Consider the following 19,045-nt stretch of genomic DNA (forward strand, 5'->3'; position numbering starts at 1 on the left):
GTGCATACCCCTCTTTTGGGTGGGCTTGAATTCTGTCAAGCACGCCATACTTCAGTGATCCTGAGTTGCCATTACTGTTAGAATCAACGACGACCCACTGCCGGGCCCTCGTTCCAAGGAGATTGTGATGACCCGCAAGACACCTATCGAGCGTTACCGCAATATCGGCATCAGCGCTCACATCGATGCCGGAAAAACCACCACCACCGAGCGCATCCTGTTTTACACCGGCGTCAATCACAAGATCGGCGAGGTGCACAACGGCGCGGCCACCATGGACTGGATGGAGCAGGAGCAAGAGCGCGGCATTACCATCACGTCGGCCGCCACCACGGCCTTCTGGAAAGGCATGGCCGGCAACTTCCCCGAGCACCGCATCAACATCATCGACACGCCCGGCCACGTCGACTTCACCATCGAGGTGGAGCGCTCCATGCGCGTGCTGGACGGGGCAGTCATGGTGTACGACTCGGTGGGCGGGGTGCAGCCGCAGTCCGAGACCGTCTGGCGCCAGGCCAACAAGTACAAGGTGCCGCGCATCGCTTTCATCAACAAGATGGACCGCGTGGGCGCGGACTTCTTCCGCGTGCAGCAGCAGATCAAGGACCGGCTGAAAGGCACCGCCGTGCCGATCCAGATTCCGCTGGGCGCCGAGGACAATTTCCACGGCGTGGTGGACCTGGTGAAAATGCGCGCCATTAACTGGGACGACGCCAGCCTGGGCGTGAAATTCACCTATGAGGAAATCCCCGCCGACTTGAAAGAGCTGGCGCAGAAGTGGCACGACCACATGGTGGAAGCGGCCGCCGAGGGTTCGCCCGAACTGCTGGACAAATACCTGAATGGCGAAGCCTTGAGCGAGGCCGAGATCAAGCAGGGCCTGCGCGCGCGCACCATCCGCAACGAGATCGTGCCCATGCTGGCCGGCAGCGCGTTCAAGAACCGGGGCGTGCAAGCCATGCTGGACGCTGTGATCGAGTACCTGCCTTCGCCGGTCGACGTGCCCGCCATCAACGGCCACGACGAGCAGGACAACCCGATCGAGCGCCATCCGACGGACGACGAGCCGTTCTCGGCGCTCGCCTTCAAGATCATGACCGACCCCTTTGTGGGCCAGCTGACCTTCTTCCGCGTCTATTCCGGCGTGGTCAATTCGGGCGACACGGTGTACAACCCTACCAAGAGCCAGAGGGAGCGCCTGGGCCGCATCCTGCAGATGCACGCCAACGAGCGCAAGGAGATCAAGGAGGTCTACGCCGGCGACATCGCGGCGGCGGTGGGCCTGAAGGCCGTCACCACCGGCGATACGCTGAGCAATCCGGACCACGTGATCGTGCTGGAGAAGATGATTTTCCCCGAGCCCGTGATTTCGCAGGCGGTGGAACCGAAGACCAAGGCCGACCAGGAAAAGATGGGCATCGCCTTGAACCGCCTGGCGCAGGAAGACCCGTCGTTCAAGGTGCACACAGACCAGGAATCGGGCCAGACCATCATGTCCGGCATGGGCGAGCTGCACCTGGAGATCCTGGTGGACCGCATGCGGCGCGAGTTCGGCGTGGAGGCGACCGTGGGCAAGCCGCAGGTGGCGTACCGCGAAACCATCACCAAGACCGCCAGCGACGTGGAAGGCAAGTTCGTCAAACAGTCCGGCGGGCGCGGCCAATATGGCCACGCGGTGCTGACGGTGGAGCCGGCAGCGCCGGGCAAGGGCTATGAGTTCGTCGACGCCATCAAGGGCGGTGTGATACCGCGCGAATTCATCCCGGCGGTGGACAAGGGCATCCAGGAGACCTTGCAGACCGGCGTGCTGGCGGGCTATCCGGTGGTGGACGTGAAAGTGACGCTCACTTTCGGCTCCTACCACGACGTGGACTCGAACGAGAACGCATTCCGCATGGCCGGCTCGATGGCCTTCAAGGAGGGCATGCGGCGCGCTTCGCCGGTGCTGCTGGAGCCGATGATGCACGTGGAGGTGGAGACGCCGGAAGAGTTCATGGGCAACGCCATGGGCGACCTGACGGCGCGGCGCGGCATGGTGCAGGGCATGGACGAGATCCCGGGCGGCGGCGGCAAGATCATCCGCGCGCTGGTGCCGCTGGCCGAGATGTTCGGCTACTCCACTACCTTGCGTTCGCTGACGCAGGGCAGGGCGACCTACACCATGGAGTTCAAGCATTATGCCGAGGTGCCGAAGCACATCCTCGACCAGATTGCGGTGTCGTCGAAGGGCCGGGGGCACTAACCGGCAGCGCGCAACCCGCCGCCTTCCGGGCGGCACAGCATGGCGGCGAAGTCCGCGGCGGGGACAGGTTTGCTATACAGATAGCCCTGTCCCTGCTCGCAGCGCAGCAGCCGCAGCAGCTTGGCTTCTTCCTCGGTTTCTATCCCCTCGGCCACCACCTTCAAGTCCAGGTTGTGCGCCAGCGACACGATGGTGCTGACCAGGCCCATATAGCCTGCGTCGTGCGCCATCTTCATCACGAACGAGCGGTCTACCTTGAGCACGTCCACCGGCAGCGTCACCAGGTAGGCCAGCGACGAGTAGCCGGTGCCGAAATCGTCGATGGCGATCGGCACGCCGTGGCTGCGGATGCGGGTCAGGATGTCCACCACCCGCGCATGGTCGGCCACCAGGCTGCTCTCGGTGATTTCGATCGACAGCGGCTGCAGCTCGGCGCCGGCGGTCTGCAGCACCCGTTCGATATCGCCGATCAGCGTATCGCAGCGGAACTGCGCCGGCGCCACGTTGACGGCGATCTGCGGCGGCTTCAGGCCGGCGTCGTACCACGCGCGCCAATCGGCCATGGCCTGTTCCATCACTTGCCGTCCGGCCGCGATCACCAGTCCGCTGCGCTCCAGCACCGGCACGAATTCGGCCGGCGCCACAATGCCGCGCGTGGGATGGTTCCAGCGTATCAGCGCCTCCGCGCCGGACAGCCTGCCGGTCTTCATGTCGATCTTGGGCTGGTAGTAGTTGACGAACTCGCGCCGCACGATGGCGTCGCGCAGTTCGGACTCCAGGCTCAGCTCACGGGCCAGGGCCTGGTCGGCGTGCCGGTCGTAATAGCCGAAGCGTTCTTCCTTGAGGCGCGCGCCGGCCAGCGCATCCCAGGCTTTCACCAGCAGCGCGTCGGCCGAGGTGCCGTCCTCGGGCAGCGCCGCCGCGCCGGCATTGATGGTGCACCAGATGCGGTGCTCGTCCACGTGATAGGAGCCCTGCAGCAGCGGCACGATGGTGTCGCGCACGAAGGCCGAAGGCGTGCCCGCCTCGTCCGCAGGATAGAACAGCGCAAAGCGCCCGATGCCGATGTGCGACAGCAGCATGCGCGGCGCCACTTCCATGTTCAGGCGCTGCGCGATGGCGCGCATCAGGCCGATGGCGGCGCTGTTGCCGTAGGCCGAACTGATTTCGTCAAAGCGGTTGATGTTAATCAGCAGCACGGTGCCGCGCTGCTCGGCGGCGGCCAGCACGGCGACCTGTTCTTCGAAGTGGGTACGGCTGGGCAGGCCGGTCAGGGGATTGGTGCGCGCCAGCCGGTACAGCTCCTGCGCGTTGACCAGGCGCTCCAGGCCGAAGCTCAGTTCGGAGCCGATCTCGCCGGCGCGCTCCAGGTAGAAGGCGTCGAACAGGTCGCTGTGCAGCGAATACAGCGACAGCACGCCCCAGCGCCGGTTGTTGGCGAACAGCGGGATAGCCATGCAGGAGGCGATGCAGCGCCGCTGGCAGCCGGGGGTGAGCTGGTTGGAGAAACGCATTTCGCCCGCTTCCAGCGCCTCGAGCGCCAGTTCGGGCGTAAACCAGTCGGCGGCGTCCGTGGCCTCGCCGCTGTGCCATTCCCGTTCGGCGCCGTCGCGCTCCACGGAGGTCAGCAGGCGCAGCTTGCCGGTGGTTTCGTCGCAATAGCTGACGTCGACGATCTGGATGCCGGGTTGTGCGGCGATGATGCGGCAGGCCCCGAGGCACAGGCTTTCCAGCGAGCGCGCGCGCGACACCACCGGGGTCAGGCGCGACAGCAGCACATAGAAGCTGTCGTGGCGCACCAGCTTTTCCTGCAGCTCGGCCTGCGTCAGCCGCAGCCGCTCGAGCGCCGCCAGCGCCGCCTGCTGGGCGCAGGGATCGGCCAGCGCGTCGCGCCTGATGTAGGCGGCCAGCCGGGTGGCGTCGTCCTGTGGTGCCGTGAGATCCATGTCAGTCGGTCAGTTTGAATTTCAGCTGTATCGATAGTGCCCCATGCAACCTGTCCTTGTAGCGCGGGATGACGGCGATATTGGCGCCCACGCGCTGGTACTCGAAGCTCATGACGGGAATGGCGGCAAGGAACCAGCCGCCGTCGCGCATCTTGGGATAGCCGTTGAAGCCGCCGACCACCGCGCCCAGGCGCACCGGACCAATTGCAAAGGGCTGGTAGTACAAGCCCGCGTAATTGGAATACTGGCGGTCACTATTATAGAACCGTCCCGCAGTCGCTGCTGCGACCGTGGAGAAACGGTATTCCGCGCCGATGCCGGGATTGCGGTCGTTCAGATTCTTTTCGCGGTCGAAATGGTAGGAATAGAAGCCCGGGTTGATCCATAGTTCGCTCAGCGGCTTGCTTTCCACTAGCTCGAAAGAATACGCATCGCCGGCCATGGCGGCCGCGGGCACCGAGAGGATTGCCGCAGAGGTTAAATTGCCGGCGATTCCGGCCGCCTTTTTCACCGCCTTCGCCGCTATGTGATGTGTCATCCCAACAGTCCTTGATAAATGCCAGTTCGGCGGTCCCGGCATTATAGCCAAGAGCAGGCCCGCTAGTTACAATGGGAATGGAACTAGTTGCCTTGTAACAAGATAGTCACTTCATGGCAATATAATAGTCACACGATAGTCACACCATAGTCACCATCCCGTATCAAACCTTCAGAGAAGAATCACCATGACGATTACCAAACGCCTGATGCTGACCCTGTCAGTGGCATTGCTGGCGCTGCTATTTGTCGGCGGAAACGGCGTGCTGCAGCTGCAGCGTGCGCAAGCCCGCCTCGACACCGTGCAGACAGAACTGATTCCCAGCATCGCCGGCCTGAACATGGCCAAGAATGCCGTGTCCGACAGCCGCTTGGCCGGTTATCGCCTGTCCGTGTTTTCCGCGCCCGCGCCGGCCGAATGCCCGGACCCATGCAAGATGCCGGACAAAGCCTCGCTGCTCAAAGCCTACAACGACGCGCACGCCAAGTTCGACGAGATCCTGGCCAAGTACGAGAAAGAGAACGTCACCGACGAGACCGACCGCAAGATGGTCGAAGCGGACCGCGAAGCGATGGCCACTTACCGCAAGGCGCTGGTGCCCTTCCTGGAAGCTTCGCACGCGGGCGACATGGACGGTGTGCGCGCCACCCTGGTTGGCGGCTCGCCGCTGGCGATCGGCGCGGCCGGCGTGAAGAAAGCGCTGGACGACCATATCGCCTACAACAATACCCTGATCGACAAGGTGCGGGCCGAATCCATCGCCGCCTACCAGTCCGCCTTTACCTTGCTGGTGGGCGTGATCGTCGCCGCGCTGGTGGTGACCGGCTTCCTGGGCTACCAGCTGTACCGCATCATCAGCGTGAGCTTGAGCAATATCCAGGGCACGCTGGAGGACGTGAGCCAATCGCTGGACCTGACGCACCAGGTGCGCGTCGAGCGCATGGACGAAGTGGGGCACACGGCGGTCGCCTTCAACATGCTGCTGGCCGATATCGGCGGCGTGATCGGCAAGGTGCGCACCTCGACCGAGACGGTCAGCTCGGCGTCGCAGCAGATCGCGGCCGGGACCGGCGATCTGTCCTCGCGCACCGCCGCGCAGGCGGCGGCGCTGGAGCAGACCGCGTCCAGCATGGAAGAACTGAGCTCCACCGTCGGCCAGAACGCGGACAACGCGCGCCAGGCCAACCAGCTGGCGCTGTCCGCATCGGACGTGGCGGTGAAGGGCGGCAGCGTGGTCGACCAGGTGACCGAGACCATGTCGTCGATCAACGAATCGTCGCGCAAGATCGTGGACATCATCAGCGTCATCGACGGCATCGCCTTCCAGACCAACATTCTGGCGCTGAATGCTGCGGTGGAAGCGGCGCGCGCCGGTGAGCAGGGCCGCGGCTTTGCCGTGGTGGCAACCGAAGTGCGCAACCTGGCGCAGCGCTCGGCGGCGGCGGCCAAGGAAATCAAGGTGCTGATCGAGGACTCGGTGGACAAGGTCGGTTCGGGCACCAAGCTGGTCGAGCAGGCAGGCGCCACCATGAGCCAGGTGGTGACCAGCGTGCGCCAGGTGACGGACATCGTGGCCGCCATCAGCGCCGCGACCGACGAGCAGAACGCGGGTATCGCCCAGGTGCACCAGGCCATCACGCAGATGGACCAGGTGACGCAGGAGAACGCGTCGCTGGTGGAAGAAACGGCCGCCGCCGCGCAGCTGATGCGCGACCAGGCCGAGGAATTGTCGCAGGCGGTGGCCGCCTTCAAGATCAGCGCTGTCGCGGCGCCTCAACCCGCCCGGCAGGCGGCCAACCGTGCCAAGGTCGCCCCTATCGGCACGGCCGTGGCCCGCGCGCCTGCGGCGCCCGCAGCCAAGCGCGCAGCGCCGGCCAAGCTGGCCAACGCCAAGCCTGCCAGCAGCGACTGGGAAGAGTTCTGATATCTGGCAGCTCGCGCCAGTGAGCCGCTGACCAGGCCGCGCCAGAAATGGCGCGGCTTTTTTTTCAGGTCTTGCACGGTACTCCGGAGAACGGAGATCGCCGCCGCAACCTTGCAGCCCTGCGACATCTGTCGGCGCCGCTTCGCAGTGTGGGAGCGGTTGCCATGGCGCCGTCCATTCCCGGGTCGATTGAAAACTACATCAAGCCGCCGCCCGACAACAGCCGGCGGCAAAGAAAGGGAAGGGCGGGCAGCGCGGCTCCGCACGAGGACGCGTCGGGCGCAGCTGTTGCCGCTCGACGCGCGGTTCCAGTCCCGATACAATGCTGTGGTATCGCTAACAATCAGGGCGGGAAGCTGAAGGGCCGGGCACTGGCCGCCTTCGCGGGCCGCCGCCACTTCTTCCGCGTATCGATTAAAACTGATGCTTCCACAACTGACACTACTCGCCGCCGCAGCACTGATCGCCTTCCCGCCAGCGGCATCGGCGGCCACCACCGAGACGGCTGCCGCTACCGGTCCCGTGTTCGGCAACCCGCTGGTGCGCCAGCGCGCCGATCCCCATGTGACGCTGCACAGCGACGGCTACTACTATTTCACGGCCACCGTGCCGGAGTACGACCGCATCGAACTGCGCCGCGCGCGCACGCTGGATGAACTGGGCAGCGCAAAGGCGCAAGTGCTCTGGCGCCAGCACGCCAGCGGGCCGATGAGCTACCACATCTGGGCGCCGGAGCTGCACCGCATCGACGGCAAGTGGTATATCTACTTCACTGCCGGCCGCGCCGACGCGCATTGGGAAATCCGCCTGTATGTGCTGGAGAACAGCTCGCCGGACCCGCTGCAGGGCGAGTGGGTGGAACGCGGCCAGCTGAAAACCGGCTGGGAAAGCTTTGCGCTGGACGCCACCACCTTCGCGCTGGGCGGCAAGCGCTACCTGGCATGGACGCAGCGCGGCGCCGAGCCGGCATACCAGGGCACCAATATCTACCTGGCCGAGATGGATACGCCGCTGTCGATCAAGGGCCCGGCCACCATGCTGTCGCATCCCCAGTACGCTTGGGAGAAGGTCAAGCACGACGTCAACGAAGCGCCTTCTGCGCTGGTGCGCAACGGCCGCGTGTTCCTGACCTATTCGGCCAGCGCCACCGACGCCAACTACGCGCTGGGCTTGCTGAGCGCGCCGGTGGACGCCAACCTGCTGGACAGCGCCTCGTGGCGCAAATCGCCGGTGCCGGTGTTCAAGAGCGCCAACGGCCAGTACGGGCCGGGCCACAACTCCTTCACCACCACGCCGGACGGCAAGAACGACCTGCTGGTCTACCACGCGCGCAATTACCGCGACATCAAGGGCGATCCGCTGCGCGACCAGAACCGGCACACCCGCGCGCAAGTGCTGCGCTGGCATCCAGACGGCACGCCCGACTTCGGCGAGCCGGTGGCCGACCAGGCCAGGGTGGCGGCCAAGCCGCTGTTCCGCGATCCGGTGGAGGATGGCGCGGCCGACCCGGTGGTGATCTGGAATGCGGCGCGCGGCAAATGGTGGATGTACTACACCAACCGTCGCGCCAAATCTCCCGGCCTGTCCGGTGTCACCTGGGTGCACGGCACCCGCATCGGCATCGCCGAGTCGGAGGACGCGGGCGCCACCTGGACCTACACGGGCACGGCGGATATTGAGCTGCCGCCTGAATTGGGCGGCAAGGACGCCACGCACTGGGCGCCAGAGATCGTGCAGGGCGATGACGGTGTCTACCACATGTACCTGACCGTGGTGCCGGGCGTGTTCACCGACTGGAAGCACCCGCGCCACATGGTGCACCTGACCAGCACCGACATGCGCAACTGGCGCAGGCCGGAGCTGATCAAGCTGGCGTCCGACCGCATAATCGACGCGTGCGTGTCGCGCATGCCAGGCGGCGGATGGCGCATGTGGTACAACAATGAAACCGACAAGAAGGCCATCTACTACGCGGACAGCAAGGATCTGGCGACTTGGACCGACCGTGGCCGCGCCGTCGGCGACCAGGGCGGCGAGGGGCCCAAGGTATTCCAGTGGCGCGGCTCTTGGTGGATGATCACCGACGTGTGGCAAGGCCTGGGCGTGTACCGCTCGGACGATGCCGTGAACTGGAAGCGCCAGCCGGACAATTTGCTGCAAGTTGCCGGGCAGGGCGCCGACGACCAGGTGATGGGCGGCCACGCGGACGTGGTGGTCACCGAGGAACGGGCCTACCTGTTCTACTTTACCCATCCAGGCCGGCGCGGCGCGGACGCCAGGCTCGACGGGCCCGAACAGCGCCGCAGCGCGATCCAGGTAGTTGAGCTGGCCGAATCCAACGGCGTGCTGCGCGCCGAACGCGACAAGCCGACGCATATCCTGCTGAAAGCGCCGGCGCCTTAGCGCCGGGGGTACGAGCTCCCGCCCCCCGCACGTTCAATGCGGGGCGTTCTCCGCGATGCTGGCCAACGCCATGTCGCGGCTTTTTTTGCTATGCTGGCAAGGCTGATCCGGGTACTTCGACTGACTATTTTCTAAGGAAACGACAAATGCCAAAGAACACGATTTGCCTGTGGTACGACCGGGACGCGGAAGACGCCGCGAACTTTTACGCCAGCGTCTTTCCGGACAGCTCGGTTGGCGCCGTGCACCGCGCGCCGGGGGATTTTCCGGGCGGGCAGGCAGGACAGGTGCTGACGGTGGAGTTCAACGTCTGCGGCGTGCCGTGCCTGGGACTCAACGGCGGCAAGGCCTTTACGCAAAGCGAGGCGTTCTCGTTCCAGATCGCCACCGACGACCAGGAAGAGACCGACCGCTATTGGAACGCCATCGTCGGTAACGGCGGGCAGGAGAGCGCCTGCGGCTGGTGCAAGGATAAATGGGGCCTGTCGTGGCAGATCACCCCGCGCGTGCTGACCGACGCCATGGCTCAGGGTGGCGAGGTGGCCAAGCGCGCCTTCGATTCGATGATGACGATGCGGAAGATCGATGTCGCCCGAATCGAGGCAGCCGTTCGCGGATAGATCCCGTGCTTACAGTGCCGCCAGCCAGCGTGCGCGGTACTCTGTCCAACCGTCCAGCGTGAGCGCTTTGGCGGCTGCCGGGGGCGTGCTGCCGGTGCCGATTACGCCGTCGCCGTCCCGGCCGGCGGCGGTCCAATGCGCCAGCATCCATGCGCCGCAGGTCGTGCCGCTGGCGTCGTCGGAACAGCCGACCGCCTGCCCGGGCCGCAGTGCCGCCAGCAGCGGCGCGAAATGCGGGTTGCCGGTATAACTGCCTTCCACCACCACATCGCCTTGCGCCGCGTTCAGCGCTGACAGGCAATAGTCGCTCATCAGTACGCAATACAGCGTGGCCAGCGCATAGCGCTCTTGCGCTGTCTGCGGCGCCGGTCCGGCAATGGCGCCCGCCCGGCCGCCGAACGGGCCGCCTGCAGCGGCGAAGCACGGCAGCGCCATGCTTCCTTGCGATATCAGCCGCTGCAGATCGTCCACCGAGCACGGTTCTGGCGCCGGCCCGGCCAGTTCGGCGAACTCGCGCCCGCCCATGAAGCGCATGCAGGCCACCGGCTCGCCCAGCGCGTTGCTGTTGGCCAGCATGTCGTCGGCCTCCCGCAAGCCGTCCAGGGGCATGCCGATGGCGGCGGCGATCACCCAGGTTCCGGTCGACAGCACGGTGCGCGGACCCGCGCCGTTCAGATGGCGCAGCAGCGAGGCGTTGCTGTCGTGGATGCCGCAGATCACTTGGCAGTCCGCCGGCAGGCCGGTTTGCGCCGCCAGTTCCCGCTTCAGTGCGCCGAGCGGCGCCCAGGCTGGCTGCAGCGCAGGAAACAGGCCGCTCCAGCCCATGCGCTCCACCAGTGCGGAATACTGCTGCCGTGCCGGCTGCCACAAATCGGTGTGGCAGCCGAGCGAGGTCACTTCGCTGGCTGGCACGCCGCTCAGGCGCCACGCCCAGTATTGCGGATACATGAGGATGTGGCGCGCGCGCGCGAATTGCTCGGGATAGGCGTGCGCCTGCCAGGCCAGCTGGCGTCCCAGGTTCAGGCCGGCGGGCAGCAGGGGAGAATAGCTGGACGCATAAGATGGGCGCAGCGCGCGGTAGGCCGCGTCCTGCGACGGCGGCAGCCCGAACTCGTAGTCAAGCACCGGCAGCACCAGGCCGTCGTCGTCCACCAGCGCCGCCGTGGCGCCGTGGGTGACGGGCACGATCGCGGCCACTTGCGCCAACTGCGCAAATGCCCGCATGGCGTCCAGCATCCAGGTCCAGATCCGCTCGGTGTCGTGGTGCGGATAGAGCCCGTCCATGACGATGGCGTTCGGGCTGCGCTGTTCGGCCAGGGTGCGGCCGCCGCCATCGATCAGCGCCAGCTTGACGTTGGTCTTGCCGATGTCGAGGACGATGGTGGCTGGATTGGATTGCGTCATTTGGCCACCTTGCGGCCGCGCAGCAGGCGTGGCAGGGCGATGGTCACCAGCAGCAGGATGCCGACCACGATGGTCATGTAGATGCCGGGAATGTTGGCCAGCGACAGGCCGTACGTCACGGTGCCCAGCGTGAGCACCGCCAGCAGCACGCCGCCGATGGTGCCGGCGCCGCCGGCGATGCTGACGCCACCCAGGATCACCATGGTGATCACTTCCAGTTCCCAGCCCATGGCGATGTTGGGACGCGTGCTGCCGATGCGGCCGGTCAGCAGGTAGGCCGCCAGGCCGGCCATGGCGCCTGCCACCATGAACAGCACCAGGCGGTAGCGTTCCACCGGGATGCCGGAGAAGCGTGCCGCCACCGGGTTGTTGCCGATGGCGTAGATGCGGCGGCCCCAGGTCGTCGCGTGCAGCACGAATGCGAAGAGGGCGGCGAACACCAGCAGCACCACGAACTCGCGCGGGATGAAGTCGAAGAAGTAGCCCTGGCCCCAGTCCATCATGATCTGCGGGTAGCCGGTGTAGGCCTGGTCGCCCAGCACCACGCTGGCCAGGCCGCGGAACAGCGAGACGGTGCCGATGGTGACGACGATGGAAGGCAGCGCCCAGCGCGTCACCAGCCATCCGTTTAGCCAGCCGCACGCGGTGCCAGTGGCTAGCGCCACGAACAGCAGGCTTTCGGGAGGCAGGCCGATGGACTTGGCGTAGCCCATGGCCACCGACGACAGCGCCAGCGTACCGGCCACGGAAATGTCGATCTCGCGGCAGATGATCAGCAGCGCCATCGGCAGGGCGATCAGGGCCTTCTCGCTGAAGTTGAAGGTGCCGTCGGCCAGGTTGTAAGGGTCCAGGAAGTTCGGCAGCACGATGCCGCAGACCACGAAGGACGCCAGCAGCAGCAAGGCCAGCAGGCTCTCCCAGCGGCCCAGCGCCGCACTTAGGCGGAAGCCGGGACGGTCCTGGATGACGTAGCGCGAGGTGGACGCGGACGTGGATGTAGAAGAAACAGGCGCAGGATTCACGCGGCACTCCCAGTGGCAGGTTGAGCAGGTTTAACGAGATGCAGCGGCAGGATCTGGCGGCCGGCGCTCTTGTTGCCGCGTGCGTTGATCATGACGGCGGTCAGGATGACGATGCCGGTCAGCGCGCTTTGCCAGAACGGCGACACTTTGAGCACCGGCAGCGCGTTTCCGATCACCGCCAGGAACAGCGCGCCGAGCACCGCGCCCGCCACCGTGCCGGTCCCGCCGGCGATGCTGATGCCACCGATAACGCAGGCGGCAATCACCGTGAACTCGAAGCCATAGGCAATTTCCGTATAGGCCACCGCGTAGCGCGCCACCCACAAGTAGCCGCACAACCCGGCCATCAGTCCCGACAGGCCGTAAGTCCACAGCAGGCGGCGCGCGATCGGGATGCCGACGTAGCGCGCCGACGCCGGCTCGTTGCCGACTGCGTACAGGTCGCGGCCGAAGCGGCTGTGGCGGGCAATGAACAGGGCCGCCAGCACAGTGGCCGCTGCGATCCAGACCAGGTGGCTGATGCCGAACAGGCGCGCCAGCGGGAAGGCGATGAAGCCGGGCGGCATCTGGTGCGACGATACCCAGGCGCCGCCGGACAGCACGAACACCATGCCCCGGTAGACGCTCATGGTGCCCAGCGTGACGACGATGGGCGGCAGTTGCAGGTAGCCGATCAGCCATCCGTTGATCAGTCCCAGCACCAGCCCGATGGCCACGGCGGACAGCACCACCAGCACCAGCGGCAGTTCCGGGTAGCGCGCCGCCAGCAGCGCGGACATCATGCCCGACAAGGCCAGGTTGGACGCCACCGACAGGTCCACCCCGCGCGTGACGATCACCAGCATTTGCGCCAGCGCCAGCATGACCAGCAAGGTGCTGTCGGTGAGCAGGCCGGCCAGGCTGGCGCCGCTCAGGAACACCGGCGCGCGCAGGCCGACCAGCAGGATCAGGCCGACTATCATCAGCGCCAGCAGCGCCTCCCTTTGTTTCAGTACGCTTTTCAGTGCGTTCATGCGCATTCCTCTACCGGCAGCGCGCAGCCCGAAGCCGCCGCCACCACTTTCTCTGGCGTGGCCTCGGCCCGCTCGAATACATTGGTAATGTGCCCCTGGTGCATGACCACTACGCGGTCAGCCAGCCCGAGCACCTCCGGCAGTTCGGACGACACCAGGATCACCGACAGGCCCTTGCCGACCAGTTCGCTGACGAACTTGTGTACGGCGGCCTTGGAGCCGATGTCGATGCCCTTGGTCGGCTCGTCCAGGATGATCACGCGTGGATTGGTGGCCAGCCATTTGCCCAGCACCACTTTCTGCTGGTTGCCGCCGGACAGTTCCGACACCAGCTGCGTCAGGTGGCTGGCCTTCAGTTCCAGCTGTTCGCTGAAGTGGCGCGCGATGGTGTTTTCCTTGGCGCGGCGGCCGCGCAGCAGGAAGCCCACCTTGTCGAGGATGGGCAGGGTGATGTTATGCAGGATGGGCAGCGACAGGTGCGCGCCCTGGTGCTGGCGGTCTTCCGGCACGTAGGCGATGCCGTTGGCGATGGCGTCGGCGGGGCAGGTGATGCGCACTTGCCGCCCGCCCAGCTTGACCGCGCCGCGCACGCCCGTGCTCAGGCCGAACAGCGCCTGCATCACTTCGGAGCGGCCGGCGCCGACCAGGCCGTAGAAGCCCAGGATCTCGCCCTGGCGCAGCGTGAAGCTGACGTTCTCGAACTCGGTGGGGTGGCAGAACGAGTCCACCTCCAGCAGCACCGGGCCGTGGGCCACGTCGGCCTTGGGATAGGCCTGGTGCACCGCGCGGCCCACCATCAGCGCCACCAGTTCCGGTTCGGTGATGTCGCACAGTGCGCCTTCGGCGATGAACTGGCCGTCGCGCAGCACGGTGTAGCGGTCCGCCACGGCGAAAATCTCGTCGAACTTGTGCGAAATGAAGATGACGGCGGTGCCCGCCGCGCGCAGCTGGGCGATGATGCGGTACAGCTCCTGGATCTCGCGCTGCGACAGCGAAGCGGTCGGCTCGTCCATGATGACCACGCGCGCATCCTGCGACAGGGCGCGCGCGATCTCCACGAAGTGGCGCTGCGCCACGCTCAGGTCTTTCACCTTGGCGCGCACCGGCAGGGAGACCTCCAGGCGCTCGAACAGTTTCTCGGCTTCAGCCTCGATCAGGCGCCAGTCGACCCGGCCCAGCGCACCCTTGCACGGCTGGCGGCCGACGTAGATGTTCTCGGCCACGGTCAGTTCGTCGAACATCACCGTTTCCTGGTGCACCGCGGTGATCCCGGCGCGCATGGCCTCCTGCGCGCTGGCGAAGGTCACCGGCTTGCCGCACAGTTCCATCGTGCCTTCGTCCGGCCGGTAAATGCCGGTCAGGGTCTTGACCAGGGTTGATTTGCCGGCGCCGTTCTCGCCGATCAGCGCCATCACTTCCCCTGGGCGCACGGATAGCGCTACCTTGTTCAGGGCGACAATGCCGGCGAAGCGTTTGCTGATGCCGGTCAACGCCAGCACCGGCGCGGACAGGGCGGCGGTATTGGAGGCCGCGCCAGCCGCCGCGCCGGCTCCCGGCACCGTGACCGCCGCGCCGCCCGCCTGCAACGGCAGGCCGCCATCTACTAACAAATTGAGTTGCATGCTACGTCCGCGTCAGAAGATTTTGGAGAACTTGTCGACGTTCTCTTTGTTATAGGTGAACGGGGCGCCCATAGCCGCCTCGCCGTTCGCGTCGATCGCGATGGTGCCCATGCGGCCGGCCGAGACAGAACCGCCTGCCTTCGCGTTCGGCGCAGCCTTGACGAAGTCATACGCCGCGTAGGTGGCCGCGTAGCCCAGGTCGATCGGATTCCAGATGGCGAACTCGCGCACCGCCCCGGTCTTGACATGGCCGGCCATTTCGGAAGGCAGTCCCAGGCCGGTCACGAACACCTTGCCCACCAGGTGCTCGTCCACCACGGCCTTGCTGGCCGCGTTGATGCCCACGGTGGTCGGCGCGATGATGGCTTTCAGGTTCGGATTGCTGCGCAGCAGGCCGATGGCTTCGCGGTAGCTCTTGTCCGACTGGTCGTCGCCGTACACGGTGGCCACCAGTTTGAGCTTGGAGAACTCCGGCTTGGCCAGTTCGCTCTTCATCACGTTGATCCAGATATTCTGGTTGGTGGCCTGCGCCGATGCCGACAGGATGGCGATCTCGCCCGCGCCGCCGATGGCGTCCGAGGCCATCTGGATCTGCTTCTGCCCGATCAGGTTGGCGTTCGAGGGATTGAGCTGCATCAGGCGGCCTTCTTGCGCCAGGCCGCTGTCGAAGGAAATCACCTTGATGCCGCGCGCCATGGCCTTCTTCGCGATCGGCACCAGCGCATCCGGATCGTTGGCCGAGATCACGATGGCGCTGACCTTCTGGCTGATCAGCGAGTTGATGATCTCGATCTGGCCCTCAGCGCTCGGCGTGGTGGGGCCGGTGTAGATGATTTCCACATCCTTCAGCTGTGCGGCCGCTTCATTGGCGCCGCTGTGGGCCGCGTCGAAGAAGCCGTTGCCCAGGCTCTTCACCACCATGGCGATGCGCACCTTCTCGGGCTTTTTTTCACAGCCTGCGACGGCAACGAGCATGCTGGCGGCCAGCGCCGCGATTGCGAGTTTCTTGAGCTTCAATGCGAGATCTCCGATTGGTACATGGACGCGGTCTGATAGTCGAACGCCGGGTTGTAGTTGGGGGTATTGATTTGCGGCGGCATCGCTTCCGGCTCCACGGTCACTACGCGGATGCCCGACTGCTCCATCAACTGCACTGCCGAATCGGAGGCGTGGGTGTCGGTGATGACGGTGGCCACACGGTTCAAGCCGCACAGGATCAGGCCGGCCTTCTTCTGGAACTTGGAGCTGTCGGCCAGAACGATCAATTCTTCGGCCTGGCTGATCAGGCGCTTCTCGGCCTGGATCAGCAGCGGGTCCGCCTCCATCAGTCCCAGCAGCGACAAGCCGTACACGCTCATGAACATCTTGGCCGCGTAGTGGTGCTGGGTGATGTCGTTGTCGAACGGGCTCAGGATCACGTTCTGCTCGCGGTATACCTTGCCGCCGGGGAGGATGATCTCGTTCTCGCTCGATACCAGCAGGCGCTCGGCCATGAGGAAGGAGTTGGTGAGGATCTTCAGGTGCTGGTCCACCAGGAACTCGGCCATCATGAAGGTGGTGGTGCCACCGTTGATGATGATGGTTTCGCCCTCGGTGCACATGCCGGCCGCGTAGCGGGCGATGGCGCGTTTGCGCTCGGCGTAGCACTGGATGTTGTTCTGGAAGGTTTCGCTGGTGAGCGGGAAACCGCGCTTTTTCTGTTGCAGATTGGTTGCGCCACCCCGTGTGCGGGTGAGCAGATTGCGGCCGGCCAGCCAGCTGATGTCCCTGCGGACGGTAGCAGGCGAGGCATTGAGCCACTCGACCAGTTGAGGCACGCTAGCCGTATTATGTTCGGCGAGCAGCTTCAACAAACGTTTACGGCGCTTGTGATTTACCATTTCTGTCTCCTCTTATTTTGTGTCTACTCAAGTTCGCCCGCCGGTTTTATCCGCCGGCGGTGCCAGGTGATCACTTTATTAACGTAGAGACTAATCATTTTGGCCTGACCAGTCAATCAGGCTTCGCTCAACTACTTGATTATTTCCGCCGCATTGCAGCATAACGAGCACGTTTCAATCAACGATATGATTATTTCGTTCTTAGTCATCATGTTGATTGCTTCCGCATTGACACCCCATACCCCGCTGATTTCTACTGATTGCAGTTGCCCTGACGGCAAAAAGTCACACATACCCCACAACGGAGATCAGCAAATGAAAGACCCGAAGCAGAAAGAACCGATCGCTTCCCTATGGAATGACAGCGCCGCCGCCGCCATGAGCGAGCCGGAACTGCTGCTGTACCGTTCCAACCTGTTGGGTTCGGACCTGCGCATTACCAATTTCGGCGGCGGCAATACCTCCGCCAAGGTCATGATGGCCGACCCGCTCAGCGGCGAACAGGTGGAAGTGCTGTGGGTGAAAGGTTCCGGCGGCGATCTGGGCAGCATCAAGCTGGACGGCTTCTCCACGCTGTACATGGACAAGCTGCAGGCGCTCAAGCAGCGCTACCGCGGCCTGGCGCTCGAAGACGAGATGGTGGCTTACCTGCCGCACTGCACCTTCAACCTGAATCCGCGCGCCGCCAGTATCGACACCCCGCTGCACGCCTACATCGACCGCAAGCATGTCGACCATATGCATCCGGACTCCTGCATCGCCATCGCGGCGTGCAAGAACAGCGAAGCGCTGACCGCCAAGATCTTCGAAGGCGAACTGGGCTGGCTGCCTTGGCAGCGTCCAGGCTACGATCTCGGCCTGAAGCTGGAAGCGCTGTCGAAATCGCAGCCGCAGCTGAAGGGCATCATCCTGGAGGGCCACGGCCTGTTCACCTGGGGCGATACCGCCAAGAGCTGCTACGAAACCACGCTCAACATCATCAAGCGCGCCGAGGAATGGCTGGCAGCGAACGTCAAGCAACCCGTGTTCGGCGGCGCCGGCACCACGCCGCTGGCGGCCGAAGCACGCTCCGCGCTGGCGGCCAAACTGATGCCTGTCCTGCGCGGCAAGATCAGCCAGGACGAATACAAGCTGGGCCACTTCGACGACAGCGACGCGGTACTGGAATTCGTGTGCAGCAAAGACCTGGCGCCGCTGGCAGCGCTGGGTACTTCCTGCCCGGACCACTTCCTGCGCACCAAGATCCGTCCCTTCGTGATCGATTTCGATCCGGCCAAGCCGGACTTCGACGGCCTGGTGGCCGGCCTGGACGCGCAGCTGGAAGCCTACCGCGCCGACTATCGTGCCTACCACGAGCGCTGCAAGCATGACAACAGCCCAGCCGTGCGTGACGCCAATCCGATCATCTACCTGATTCCTGGCGTGGGCATGCTGTCGTTCGCCAAGGACAAGGCCACCGCGCGCATCGCCGGCGAGTTCTACGTCAACGCCATCAACGTGATGCGCGGCGCGAACGGCGTGGACACCTACGTCGGCCTGCCGGAGCAGGAAGCGTTCGACATCGAATACTGGCTGCTGGAAGAAGCGAAACTGCAGCGCATGCCCAAACCGAAAAGCCTGGCCGGCCGCATCGCGCTGGTAACCGGCGGCGCCGGCGGCATCGGCCAGGCGGTTGCCCGCCAGCTGCTGCAAGAGGGCGCATGCGTGATGCTGACCGATATCGATGCCGAGGCACTGGAACAGGCCCACAAAGACCTGGCCAGGGCCGCAGGCAAGGACAGCGTGGGCAGCATCGTCGCCAACATCACCAGCGAACAGGCGGTGGAGGACGTGATCAACGCTTCGGCGCTGCGTTTCGGCGGCATCGACCTGCTGGTCTCCAACGCCGGCATCGCCTCGTCGGCGCCGCTGGACGAGACCACGCTGGAAATCTGGAACCGCAACCAGGACATCCTGGTGACCGGCTACTTCCTGGCCAGCCGCGCCGCGTTCCGCATCATGAAGCAGCAGAAGCTGGGTGGCAGCATGGTGTTCGTGGCGTCCAAGAACGGCCTGGTGGCCTCGGCCGGCGCATCGGCATACTGCACCGCAAAGGCTGCCGAAATCCACCTGGCCCGCTGCATCGCGCTGGAAGGCGCGCCGCACGGCATCCGCGTCAACGTGGTCAACCCGGACGCCGTGATCCGCGGCTCCCGCATCTGGGACGGGAAATGGAAGCAGGAACGCGCTCAGTCGAATAAAATCGGCGCGGACGACGTGGAAGATTTCTACCGCCAGCGCAGCATGCTGAAACTGAGCGTGCTGCCTGAAGATATCGCCGAAGCGGTGTACTTCCTGGCCAGCGACAAGGCAGGCAAGAGCACCGGCAACATCCTGAATGTGGACGCCGGCAACGCGGCCGCCTTCACGCGTTAATATGCAGGGGGCGGGC

13 protein-coding genes are annotated in these 19,045 nt (G+C 65.0%); 5 read left to right on the top strand and 8 right to left on the bottom strand.

The window, feature by feature from the left end; translation table 11 throughout:
• Positions 1–127 precede the first annotated feature (127 nt).
• Positions 128–2,242: an elongation factor G gene (gene fusA, locus ASD15_RS18790; RefSeq protein WP_057156543.1), complete on the top strand. Its 2,115-nt coding sequence runs from the start codon at positions 128–130 to the stop codon at positions 2,240–2,242.
• Here fusA and ASD15_RS18795 read toward each other — a convergent pair.
• Both ASD15_RS18795 and ASD15_RS18800 read right to left on the bottom strand, forming a co-directional pair.
• The gene (locus tag ASD15_RS18795; RefSeq protein ID WP_057156544.1) at positions 2,239–4,188 is read right to left on the bottom strand and encodes a bifunctional diguanylate cyclase/phosphodiesterase; all 1,950 of its coding nucleotides are present in this window, start codon (positions 4,186–4,188) and stop codon (positions 2,239–2,241) included. The genes fusA and ASD15_RS18795 overlap by 4 nt on opposite strands.
• Position 4,189: 1 nt before the next feature.
• Positions 4,190–4,630: a hypothetical protein gene (locus ASD15_RS18800; protein WP_057156764.1), complete on the bottom strand. Its 441-nt coding sequence runs from the start codon at positions 4,628–4,630 to the stop codon at positions 4,190–4,192.
• A gap of 283 nt (positions 4,631–4,913) precedes the next feature.
• On the opposite strand from ASD15_RS18800, the gene ASD15_RS18805 reads away from it, so the two are divergent.
• From ASD15_RS18805 to ASD15_RS18815, 3 genes are all read left to right on the top strand, one after another.
• On the top strand, positions 4,914–6,650 hold the full coding sequence (locus ASD15_RS18805) for a methyl-accepting chemotaxis protein (protein WP_057156545.1): 1,737 nt from the start codon (positions 4,914–4,916) through the stop codon (positions 6,648–6,650).
• Positions 6,651–7,073: 423 nt separating this feature from the next.
• Entirely contained in the window at positions 7,074–9,053 is a 1,980-nt protein-coding gene (locus ASD15_RS33680; RefSeq protein ID WP_082551939.1) for a family 43 glycosylhydrolase, read from the top strand.
• Positions 9,054–9,199: 146 nt separating this feature from the next.
• Complete coding sequence (locus ASD15_RS18815; RefSeq protein WP_057156546.1) at positions 9,200–9,673, top strand: VOC family protein; 474 nt, start codon at positions 9,200–9,202, stop codon at positions 9,671–9,673.
• A 9-nt stretch (positions 9,674–9,682) separates the two neighbouring features.
• Here the strand turns inward: ASD15_RS18815 and ASD15_RS18820 are convergent, their stop codons facing one another.
• From ASD15_RS18820 to ASD15_RS18845, 6 genes are read right to left on the bottom strand one after another with little or no spacing between them, the layout of a single operon-like run.
• Positions 9,683–11,077, bottom strand: a complete 1,395-nt coding sequence (locus tag ASD15_RS18820; RefSeq protein ID WP_057156547.1) for an FGGY-family carbohydrate kinase — start codon at positions 11,075–11,077, stop codon at positions 9,683–9,685.
• Positions 11,074–12,099: an ABC transporter permease gene (locus tag ASD15_RS18825; RefSeq protein ID WP_057156548.1), complete on the bottom strand. Its 1,026-nt coding sequence runs from the start codon at positions 12,097–12,099 to the stop codon at positions 11,074–11,076. Before ASD15_RS18825 ends, ASD15_RS18820 begins: the two co-directional genes overlap by 4 nt.
• Positions 12,096–13,112, bottom strand: a complete 1,017-nt coding sequence (locus tag ASD15_RS18830) for an ABC transporter permease (protein WP_057156549.1) — start codon at positions 13,110–13,112, stop codon at positions 12,096–12,098. Before ASD15_RS18830 ends, ASD15_RS18825 begins: the two co-directional genes overlap by 4 nt.
• A complete protein-coding gene (locus tag ASD15_RS18835; RefSeq protein WP_082551941.1) occupies positions 13,109–14,734 on the bottom strand; it encodes a sugar ABC transporter ATP-binding protein in 1,626 nt (541 codons plus the stop codon). Before ASD15_RS18835 ends, ASD15_RS18830 begins: the two co-directional genes overlap by 4 nt.
• Before the next feature lie 12 nt (positions 14,735–14,746).
• On the bottom strand, positions 14,747–15,751 hold the full coding sequence (gene rhaS, locus ASD15_RS18840; RefSeq protein ID WP_057156550.1) for a rhamnose ABC transporter substrate-binding protein: 1,005 nt from the start codon (positions 15,749–15,751) through the stop codon (positions 14,747–14,749).
• Positions 15,748–16,614: a DeoR/GlpR family DNA-binding transcription regulator gene (locus tag ASD15_RS18845; protein WP_057156551.1), complete on the bottom strand. Its 867-nt coding sequence runs from the start codon at positions 16,612–16,614 to the stop codon at positions 15,748–15,750. The genes rhaS and ASD15_RS18845 overlap by 4 nt, the downstream gene beginning before the upstream one ends.
• A gap of 315 nt (positions 16,615–16,929) precedes the next feature.
• Here ASD15_RS18845 and ASD15_RS18850 point away from each other — a divergent pair, with 315 nt between their 5' ends.
• Positions 16,930–19,029, top strand: coding sequence for a bifunctional rhamnulose-1-phosphate aldolase/short-chain dehydrogenase (locus ASD15_RS18850; RefSeq protein ID WP_057156552.1), 2,100 nt, complete (start codon positions 16,930–16,932; stop codon positions 19,027–19,029).
• Positions 19,030–19,045 lie beyond the last annotated feature (16 nt).

The organism is Massilia sp. Root351, from assembly GCF_001425045.1.
Classification (GTDB): domain Bacteria; phylum Pseudomonadota; class Gammaproteobacteria; order Burkholderiales; family Burkholderiaceae_D; genus Rugamonas.

What these genes read in the sequence shown, in the direction of transcription:
- ASD15_RS33680 (WP_082551939.1), top strand. Translation starts at nt 7,074, where the DNA reads ATGCTTCCACAACTGACACTACTCGCCGCCGCAGCACTGATCGCCTTC.
- fusA (WP_057156543.1), top strand. Translation starts at nt 128, where the DNA reads ATGACCCGCAAGACACCTATCGAGCGTTACCGCAATATCGGCATCAGC.
- ASD15_RS18830 (WP_057156549.1), bottom strand. Translation starts at nt 13,112, where the DNA reads ATGAACGCACTGAAAAGCGTACTGAAACAAAGGGAGGCGCTGCTGGCG.
- ASD15_RS18835 (WP_082551941.1), bottom strand. Translation starts at nt 14,734, where the DNA reads ATGCAACTCAATTTGTTAGTAGATGGCGGCCTGCCGTTGCAGGCGGGC.
- ASD15_RS18820 (WP_057156547.1), bottom strand. Translation starts at nt 11,077, where the DNA reads ATGACGCAATCCAATCCAGCCACCATCGTCCTCGACATCGGCAAGACC.
- ASD15_RS18805 (WP_057156545.1), top strand. Translation starts at nt 4,914, where the DNA reads ATGACGATTACCAAACGCCTGATGCTGACCCTGTCAGTGGCATTGCTG.
- ASD15_RS18795 (WP_057156544.1), bottom strand. Translation starts at nt 4,188, where the DNA reads ATGGATCTCACGGCACCACAGGACGACGCCACCCGGCTGGCCGCCTAC.
- ASD15_RS18800 (WP_057156764.1), bottom strand. Translation starts at nt 4,630, where the DNA reads ATGGCCGGCGATGCGTATTCTTTCGAGCTAGTGGAAAGCAAGCCGCTG.
- ASD15_RS18845 (WP_057156551.1), bottom strand. Translation starts at nt 16,614, where the DNA reads ATGGTAAATCACAAGCGCCGTAAACGTTTGTTGAAGCTGCTCGCCGAA.
- ASD15_RS18850 (WP_057156552.1), top strand. Translation starts at nt 16,930, where the DNA reads ATGAAAGACCCGAAGCAGAAAGAACCGATCGCTTCCCTATGGAATGAC.
- ASD15_RS18815 (WP_057156546.1), top strand. Translation starts at nt 9,200, where the DNA reads ATGCCAAAGAACACGATTTGCCTGTGGTACGACCGGGACGCGGAAGAC.